This is a genomic window from Streptomyces sp. B93 (assembly GCF_018070565.1).
In the GTDB taxonomy this organism is placed as follows: Bacteria; Actinomycetota; Actinomycetes; order Streptomycetales; family Streptomycetaceae; genus Streptomyces.
Window position 1 is genome coordinate 21,038 of the sequence record NZ_JAGPXL010000065.1, and the last position, 7,734, is coordinate 28,771.

Below are 7,734 nucleotides of genomic sequence, written 5' to 3' on the forward strand. Positions count from 1 at the left end.
CGTCAGTCCTTGATCTCGCAGATCGGGGCGCCGGAGGTGACGGACGCGCCGATCTCGGCGGCCAGGCCCTTGACGGTGCCGGACCGGTGGGCGTTGAGGGGCTGCTCCATCTTCATCGCCTCGAGTACGACGATCAGGTCGCCTTCCTTGACCTCCTGACCCTCCTCCACGGCGATCTTGACGATCGTGCCCTGCATCGGCGAGGCGAGGGTGTCGCCCGAGGCCACGGGGCCGGACTTCTTGGCCGCGCGGCGCTTGGGCTTGGCCCCGGCGGCGAGGCCGGTGCGGGCCAGCGACATGCCCAGGGACGCCGGGAGGGAGACCTCCAGGCGCTTGCCGCCGACCTCGACGACGACCGTCTCGCGACTGGTGTCCTCGTCGGCCTCGGCGTCCGCGGGAGCCGCGAACGGCTTGATATCGTTGACGAACTCCGTCTCGATCCAGCGGGTGTGGACCGTGAACGGGTCGGTGGAGCCGGTCAGCTCGGGGGCGAAGGCCGGGTCCTTGACGACCGCGCGGTGGAAGGGGATGGCGGTGGCCATGCCCTCGACCGTGAACTCCTCCAGGGCGCGGGCCGCGCGCTGGAGGGCCTCGGCGCGGGTGCGGCCGGTCACGATCAGCTTGGCCAGCAGGGAGTCCCACGCCGGGCCGATGACCGAGCCGGACTCCACGCCCGCGTCCAGGCGGACGCCGGGGCCCGAGGGCGGGGCGAAGGCGGTGACGGTGCCGGGGGCGGGCAGGAAGCCCCGGCCCGGGTCCTCGCCGTTGATGCGGAACTCGAAGGAGTGGCCGCGCAGCGGCGGGTCGTCGTAGCCGAGGGCCTCGCCGTCGGCGATGCGGAACATCTCGCGGACCAGGTCGATCCCGGCGACCTCCTCGGTGACCGGGTGCTCCACCTGGAGGCGGGTGTTGACCTCCAGGAAGGAGATGGTGCCGTCCGCCCCGACGAGGAACTCCACGGTGCCCGCGCCGACGTAGCCGGCCTCCTTCAGGATGGCCTTGGACGCCCGGTACAGCTCCGCGACCTGGGCCTCGGAGAGAAACGGGGCGGGGGCCTCCTCGACCAGCTTCTGGTGGCGGCGCTGGAGGGAGCAGTCACGGGTGGACACGACGACCACGTTACCGTGGGTGTCGGCCAGGCACTGGGTCTCCACGTGCCGGGGCTTGTCCAGGTAGCGCTCCACGAAGCACTCGCCCCGGCCGAAGGCCGCCACGGCCTCACGGACGGCCGAGTCGTACAGCTCCGGGACCTCTTCGAGGGTGCGGGCGACCTTCAGACCGCGGCCGCCGCCACCGAAGGCGGCCTTGATCGCGATGGGCAGGCCGTGCTCCTTGGCGAAGGCGACGACCTCCTCCGCGCCGGAGACGGGGTCCGGGGTGCCCGCGACCAGCGGGGCGCCCGCGCGCTGCGCGATGTGCCGGGCGGCCACCTTGTCGCCGAGGTCGCGGATGGCCTGCGGGGGCGGGCCGATCCAGATCAGCCCGGCGTCCAGCACGGCCTGGGCGAACTCCGCGTTCTCGGAGAGGAAGCCGTATCCGGGATGGATCGCGTCGGCGCCGGACTCGCGGGCGGCGCCCAGGACCTTGTCGATGTCCAGGTAGCTGGAGGCCGGGGTGTCACCGCCCAGGGCGAACGCCTCATCCGCGGCGCGGACATGCAGAGCGTCCCGGTCCGGGTCGGCGTAGACGGCCACGCTCGCGATACCGGCGTCCCGGCACGCCCGGGCAACGCGGACAGCGATTTCGCCACGGTTGGCGATGAGCACCTTGCGCACGATAAGGCTCCCTCCTTGAAACAAGCCGAGTTTAGGGACTGCCGACACGGCACTTCGACCCGTCCCCAATGGTGAGCTTGCCCACACGGAGCGTGATTCGAGGCTCGCTCGACCTGCGAAATCCCTTGTCGCACCTCGGTACGCAGGGCTGCTCCCAGAAACCCTAGCCCGCCTGTGTGGTCAAGGTCTCTGTGAGAGCGTGCTGCGGCCCACTCCGTTTCTTTGTGGAGTCCCTACGAATGGCCCAATGATTCTTTGCCCGTGGCCGGACCCTTGTCCTGAGGTTTACCCGTTAGTAGCGTGCCGGGAATCCGTCAGGTACTCGCGGTAACAGGGTGGTGGGGTCAGTGGTGCGCAGACCGGTCGCGTGGGTGGTGGCGGTCCTTCTCTTCGCGGAGGCGCTCGGCATCGCCGCGCTGAACTGGTTCCTCGGGGTCGTCGTCGACCGGCAGGACATGTCGCTGGCGGGCCTGGACCCGGATGTGATGTCGGTGTCCTCGAAGATCGGCGGAGTCGTCTTCGGGCTGTACTTCGCGCTGTGCGGGCTGGTCGCCCTGCTGGTGGCGCTGCGCGACCGGCGGCCCGCCGGGCTCGGGCGCGTCCTGCTGGTCAGCGTCGCCGTGGTGCACGGGCTGCTGGGCGCCTTCACCTGGGGGCTGGTGGGCTGGCACGCCTTCCTGTTCATGGTGGCCGTGCTCGCGCTCGTCGTCCTGCTGCTGATGACCTACGACGCCCCGCCGGAGCCCGCCGACGCGGCCCCCGGCGGCACCGAGCCGATCACTCCTCCGGCGCCCACAACTCCGTGATCCCCACGCCCAGTTCCGCCAGCAGCCGGCGGAGCAGGGGCAGGCTGATGCCGATGACGTTGCCGTGGTCGCCGTCGATGCCGTCGATGAACGGCGCCGAGCGGCCGTCCAGCGTGAACGCCCCGGCGACGTAGAGGGGTTCCCCGGAGGCGACGTACGCGGCGATCTCCTCGTCGGTCGGCTCGCCGAAGCGGACGACGGTGGAGGCGGTGGCCGAGGCGTAGCGGCCGCTGAGCGTGTCGTAGACGCAGTGGCCGGTCTGGAGGGTGCCCGCGCGGCCCCTCATCGCCTTCCAGCGCGCGGTGGCCTCCTCGGCGTCGGCGGGCTTGCCGAGGGCCTGCCCGTCCAGGTCGAGCACGGAGTCGCAGCCGATCACCAGCGCGCCCTTGACCTCCGGTCTGGCGGCCACCACGGAGGCCTTCGCCTCGGCGAGGGCGAGCGCCAGGTCGGCGGGGGTGGGGGCGGTGACGGCGTCCTCGTCGACCCCGCTCACCAGCACCTCGGGGTCGAGCCCCGCCTGCCGCAGCAGCCCCAGCCGGGCGGGGGACTGGGAGGCGAGGACGAGTCGACGGCGCGGCTGATCAGTCATGCGATCAGGTTAGTTGGGGTCGGCTCACGGGGTCATCTCCGGGCTCAGCGCAGCCCGGTGACGATCATCGCCAGGACCATGGCCAGGGCCACGAAGACACCCAGCCGCCGCAGCATCACCTGCATGTCGCGCAGCTCTTTCGGCGGCTCGTTCTCCGGGTCGGACCACAGCATGTCTGCCATGGTCCGGCGGGGGCGTGGCGGGCGCCTGAGTACGCGTACTCAAATCCCGGACGTCGGCCGGATCAGCCGGGCCAGTAGGTACGGCTCCAGGACGCCGGGCCGGGGTGGGGCACGTGCTGGGCGGCGATGCGGGACGGGTCGGCCCAGGAGTCCCGGGGGCCGGGCGCGCCGGGCGGCGTGGCGGCCGCCGCCGCGGCGCGGGCGCGGACCACCGCCAGGGCGGCGGCCAGCTCCTCGGGGGTCGGGTTGCCCCGTACGACCTTGATGGTCACAGCGGGCTCCTAGTCGTCAGAGGTCGTCAGAGGTCGTCAGAGTCGTCAGAGGGGGATGTTGCCGTGCTTCTTGGGGGGCAGGGACGCCCGCTTGGTGCGCAGCTGGCGCAGGCCGCGGACGATGTGGGAGCGGGTGTCGGAGGGCCTGATGACGGCGTCGATGTAGCCGCGTTCGGCGGCGGTGTAGGGGTTGAGGAGGGCGTCCTCGTACTCCTGGATGAGGCGGGCCCGGGTGGCCTCCCCGTCTCCGGCGGCCTCCGCCTCGGCGATGGTGCGGCGGTGCAGGATGTTGACCGCGCCCTGGGCGCCCATGACGGCGATCTGGGCGGTGGGCCAGGCCAGGTTGAGGTCGGCGCCCAGGTGCTTGGAGCCCATGACGTCGTAGGCGCCGCCGAAGGCCTTGCGGGTGATGACCGTGATCAGGGGGACGGTGGCCTCGGCGTAGGCGTAGATCAGCTTGGCGCCGCGCCGGATGATGCCGTCGTGCTCCTGGTCGACGCCGGGCAGGAAGCCGGGGACGTCGACGAAGGTCAGTACGGGGATGTTGAAGGCGTCGCAGGTGCGGACGAAGCGGGCCGCCTTCTCGCTCGCGGTGATGTCCAGGCAGCCCGCGAACTGCATCGGCTGGTTGGCGACGATGCCGACCGGGTGGCCCTCGACGCGGCCGTAGCCGGTGAGGATGTTCGGCGCGAACAGGGCCTGCGTCTCGAAGAACTCGCCGTCGTCCAGGACGTGTTCGACGACCGTATGCATGTCGTAGGGCTGGTTCGCGGAGTCCGGGACGATCACGTCCAGCTCGCGGTCCTCGTCGGTGACCGTGAGGTCGGCCTCCTCGGGGAAGGCCGGGGGCTCGGACAGGTTGTTGGACGGCAGGTACGACAGCAGCTGCTTGACGTACTCGATGGCGTCCTTCTCGTCGCCCGCCATGTGGTGGGCGACGCCGGAGGTGGCGTTGTGGGTGCGGGCGCCGCCCAGCTCCTCGAAGCCGACGTCCTCACCGGTGACGGTCTTGATCACGTCGGGTCCGGTGATGAACATGTGGCTGGTCTGGTCGACCATGATCGTGAAGTCGGTGATCGCGGGGGAGTACACCGCGCCGCCCGCGCACGGGCCGACGACCAGCGAGATCTGCGGGATCACACCGGAGGCGTGGGTGTTGCGGCGGAAGATCTCGCCGTAGGCGCCCAGCGAGGCCACGCCCTCCTGGATGCGGGCGCCGCCGGAGTCGTTGATGCCGATGACCGGGCAGCCGGTCTTCAGGGCGAAGTCCATCACCTTGACGATCTTCTGGCCGTAGACCTCGCCCAGCGCGCCGCCGAAGACGGTGAAGTCCTGCGAGAAGACGGCGACCGGACGGCCGTCGACCGTGCCGTAGCCGGTGACGACGCCGTCGCCGTAGGGACGGTTCTTCTCCAGGCCGAAGTTGGTGGAACGGTGCCGGGCGAACTCGTCCAACTCCACGAAGGAGTCCTCGTCCAGCAACAGCGCGATCCGCTCACGCGCCGTCAGCTTGCCCTTCGCGTGCTGCTTCTCCACGGCACGTTCCGAACCGGCATGCGTCGCCTCGTGGATACGGCGCTCTAGATCCGCGAGCTTGCCCGCGGTCGTGTGGATGTCGGGCTGCTGCGCCAGCTCTTCCGGCTCGGACATCGGGATGCTGCTCCCTGCCTGCTCAGAGGTGTGTGAAGGGGTGCCCCATAAGGGTGCTCGGGACGGGGGACGGCTACTCATCCGTAGCGTAGTAGGGGGCCTACCGATCGGCAGTGCGGCATTTACCACACCTAGGCTGGCTTGCATGACGCCGCGAGATGCATCAGACGAGAACGACGGCAGTCGGTGGTCCGACCTGGAACGACCGCCGCTGAACGTCACCTCCCTGCGCCGGGGGCTGGTACGGGAGGGCGGGCTGTGGTCCGGGGTGGAGGTGGTGCGGCGCACCGGTTCCACCAACGGTGACCTGGTCGCGCTGGCCGCCGCGGGCAAGGCGGCCGAGGGGGCCGTGCTCGTCGCCGAGGAGCAGACCGCGGGGCGTGGGCGGCTCGACCGGCAGTGGACGGCTCCGGCCCGCTCCGGCCTGTTCTTCTCGGTCTTCCTGCGGCCCGCCGAGGTGCCGGTCGACCGCTGGGGCTGGCTGCCCCTGCTCACCGGCGTCGCGGTGGCCACCGGACTGTCCCGCGCCGCCGGAGTCGATACGGCCCTCAAGTGGCCCAACGACCTGCTGGTGACGGTCGGCGGCGAGGAACGCAAGGCGGGCGGCATCCTCGCCGAGCGGGCCGGGGGCGACGGGGTCGTCATCGGCGTCGGCGTCAACGTCACCCTGCGCGCGGACGAGCTGCCGGTGCCGGGGGCCGGGTCGCTGGCGCTGGCCGGGGCGGTGAGCACGGACCGTGACCCGCTGCTGCGGGCGGTGCTGCGGGCGCTGGAGGAGTGGTACGGCCGCTGGCGGTCCGCCGACGGGGACGCCGCCGGGTGCGGGCTCCAGGAGACCTACGCCGCGGGCTGCGCGACGCTGGGGCGGCTGGTGCGGGCGGAGCTGCCCGGGGAGCGGGCGGTCGTCGGCGAGGCGGTCGCGGTGGACGGCGACGGGCGGCTGGTCCTGGCCACCGAGGACGGGGTGCGGGAGCCGGTCGGAGCGGGCGACATCGTGCATCTGCGCCCGGCGTGACCAGGAACGTACGCGGGCGGTGAGCGAGGTGGTTCCGGCTTTCCTCACGGAGTGAGCTGCGGCACATCTGCCGTAGAGTTGAGGCCGGTCGATACCTGACCGCGGCAGATCGGAAGGGCAACAGGCGTGACCGTCGACGACACGGGCTCCGGCACGGACGCGCAAGGCCGGATGGAGCCGAAGTCCGCCGACCCCGGCGAGGACCCGCTCGCCCTGCGTCTCGAACAGCTCATCCTCGGTGCCGAGCGGCGTTACACACCGTTCCAGGCGGCCCGCAGTGCCGGGGTCTCCATGGAACTGGCCTCCCGTTTCTGGCGCGCCATGGGCTTCGCGGACATCGGGCAGGCCAAGGCGCTCACCGAGGCCGATGTGCTGGCGCTGCGCCGGCTCGCCGGTCTGGTGGAGGCGGGACTGCTCAGCGAGGCGATGGCGGTGCAGGTCGCCCGGTCCACCGGGCAGACCACCGCCCGGCTGGCCGACTGGCAGATCGACTCCTTCCTGGAGGGCCTGACCGAGCCGCCGGAGCCGGGGATGACCCGCACCGAGGTGACGTATCCGCTGGTCGAGCTGTTGCTGCCGGAGCTGGAGGAGTTCCTCGTCTATGTCTGGCGGCGGCAGCTGGCCGCGGCCACCGGGCGGGTCGTGCAGGCCACGGACGACGAGGAGATGGTCGACCGGCGGCTCGCCGTCGGCTTCGCCGACCTGGTCGGCTTCACCCGGCTGACCCGGCGCCTCGAGGAGGAGGAACTCGGCGAGCTGGTCGAGGCCTTCGAGACCACGGCCGCCGATCTGGTCGCCGCGCGCGGCGGACGGCTGATCAAGACCCTCGGCGACGAGGTGCTCTACAGCGCCGACGACGCCGGGGTCGCGGCGGAGATCGCGCTGCGGCTGATCGAGACCATGGCGAACGACGAGACCATGCCGGAGCTGCGCGTCGGGATCGCCTTCGGCACGGTCACCACCCGTATGGGTGATGTCTTCGGTACGACCGTGAACCTCGCGTCCCGGCTGACCTCCATAGCCCCGCGCGACGCGGTGCTCGTCGACAGCGCCTTCGCCGAGGAGCTGATCCGCAGCGGGGAGGCGCCCGCCTCGGAGACGGAGGCGGCGGAGGCCGTCGCCGCGGCGGAGAAGGAGGGCGAGGAGCCGCCGACGTACCGCTTCGCGCTCCAGCCGATGTGGCAGCGGCCGGTGCGTGGTCTTGGCGTGGTGGAGCCGTGGCTGCTGATGCGGCGGGACGGCGGGTCGTAGCGCCTCGCCGTCGCCCGTCCCGGTCACAGCGGTGTGTCCAGGCACAGGCCGATGAGGGGGATGCAGAGGTCCGGACCGTCGTCGCCGGCGGGTGACGGGGCGGGTGCCGGTGACGGCGGGGGTGTGGTGGAGGGCGCGGGCGGGTCGTCCGGGCCGGGGGCGGCCGTGGCCGTGGTCGGGGTCGTGGCGGGAGC

The 7,734-nt window shown here is 71.8% G+C and carries 8 protein-coding genes; 3 read left to right on the forward strand and 5 right to left on the reverse strand.

The features are described from left to right. Positions 1-2 precede the first annotated feature (2 nt). Entirely contained in the window at positions 3-1,775 is a 1,773-nt protein-coding gene (locus KBY47_RS33595; RefSeq protein ID WP_210927979.1) for a biotin carboxylase N-terminal domain-containing protein, read from the reverse strand. 347 nt (positions 1,776-2,122) lie between these two features. On the opposite strand from KBY47_RS33595, the gene KBY47_RS33600 reads away from it, so the two are divergent. Next, positions 2,123-2,581, forward strand: coding sequence for a hypothetical protein (locus tag KBY47_RS33600; RefSeq protein WP_210927981.1), 459 nt, complete (start codon positions 2,123-2,125; stop codon positions 2,579-2,581). On the opposite strand, the gene KBY47_RS33605 is transcribed toward KBY47_RS33600, so the two are convergent. The 4 genes from KBY47_RS33605 to KBY47_RS33615 all read right to left on the reverse strand — a co-directional run bounded on the left by KBY47_RS33605 (position 2,553) and on the right by KBY47_RS33615 (position 5,274). Next, the gene (locus tag KBY47_RS33605) at positions 2,553-3,170 is read right to left on the reverse strand and encodes a nucleoside triphosphate pyrophosphatase (RefSeq protein WP_210927983.1); all 618 of its coding nucleotides are present in this window, start codon (positions 3,168-3,170) and stop codon (positions 2,553-2,555) included. The two genes, KBY47_RS33600 and KBY47_RS33605, sit on opposite strands and share 29 nt — an antisense overlap. A 44-nt stretch (positions 3,171-3,214) precedes the next feature. Continuing rightward, positions 3,215-3,343: a morphogenic membrane protein MmpB gene (gene mmpB, locus KBY47_RS37120; protein ID WP_282108475.1), complete on the reverse strand. Its 129-nt coding sequence runs from the start codon at positions 3,341-3,343 to the stop codon at positions 3,215-3,217. A gap of 71 nt (positions 3,344-3,414) precedes the next feature. After that, positions 3,415-3,624, reverse strand: coding sequence for an acyl-CoA carboxylase epsilon subunit (locus tag KBY47_RS33610; RefSeq protein WP_210927985.1), 210 nt, complete (start codon positions 3,622-3,624; stop codon positions 3,415-3,417). Positions 3,625-3,669: 45 nt separating this feature from the next. Next, entirely contained in the window at positions 3,670-5,274 is a 1,605-nt protein-coding gene (locus KBY47_RS33615) for an acyl-CoA carboxylase subunit beta (protein WP_210927987.1), read from the reverse strand. Positions 5,275-5,419: 145 nt separating this feature from the next. Here KBY47_RS33615 and KBY47_RS33620 point away from each other — a divergent pair, with 145 nt between their 5' ends. Then, on the forward strand, positions 5,420-6,289 hold the full coding sequence (locus tag KBY47_RS33620) for a biotin--[acetyl-CoA-carboxylase] ligase (RefSeq protein ID WP_210927989.1): 870 nt from the start codon (positions 5,420-5,422) through the stop codon (positions 6,287-6,289). A 126-nt stretch (positions 6,290-6,415) separates the two neighbouring features. Further along, positions 6,416-7,540 (forward strand): adenylate/guanylate cyclase domain-containing protein, encoded by a 1,125-nt coding sequence (locus KBY47_RS33625; RefSeq protein ID WP_210927991.1) that lies wholly within the window; start codon positions 6,416-6,418, stop codon positions 7,538-7,540. Positions 7,541-7,734 lie beyond the last annotated feature (194 nt).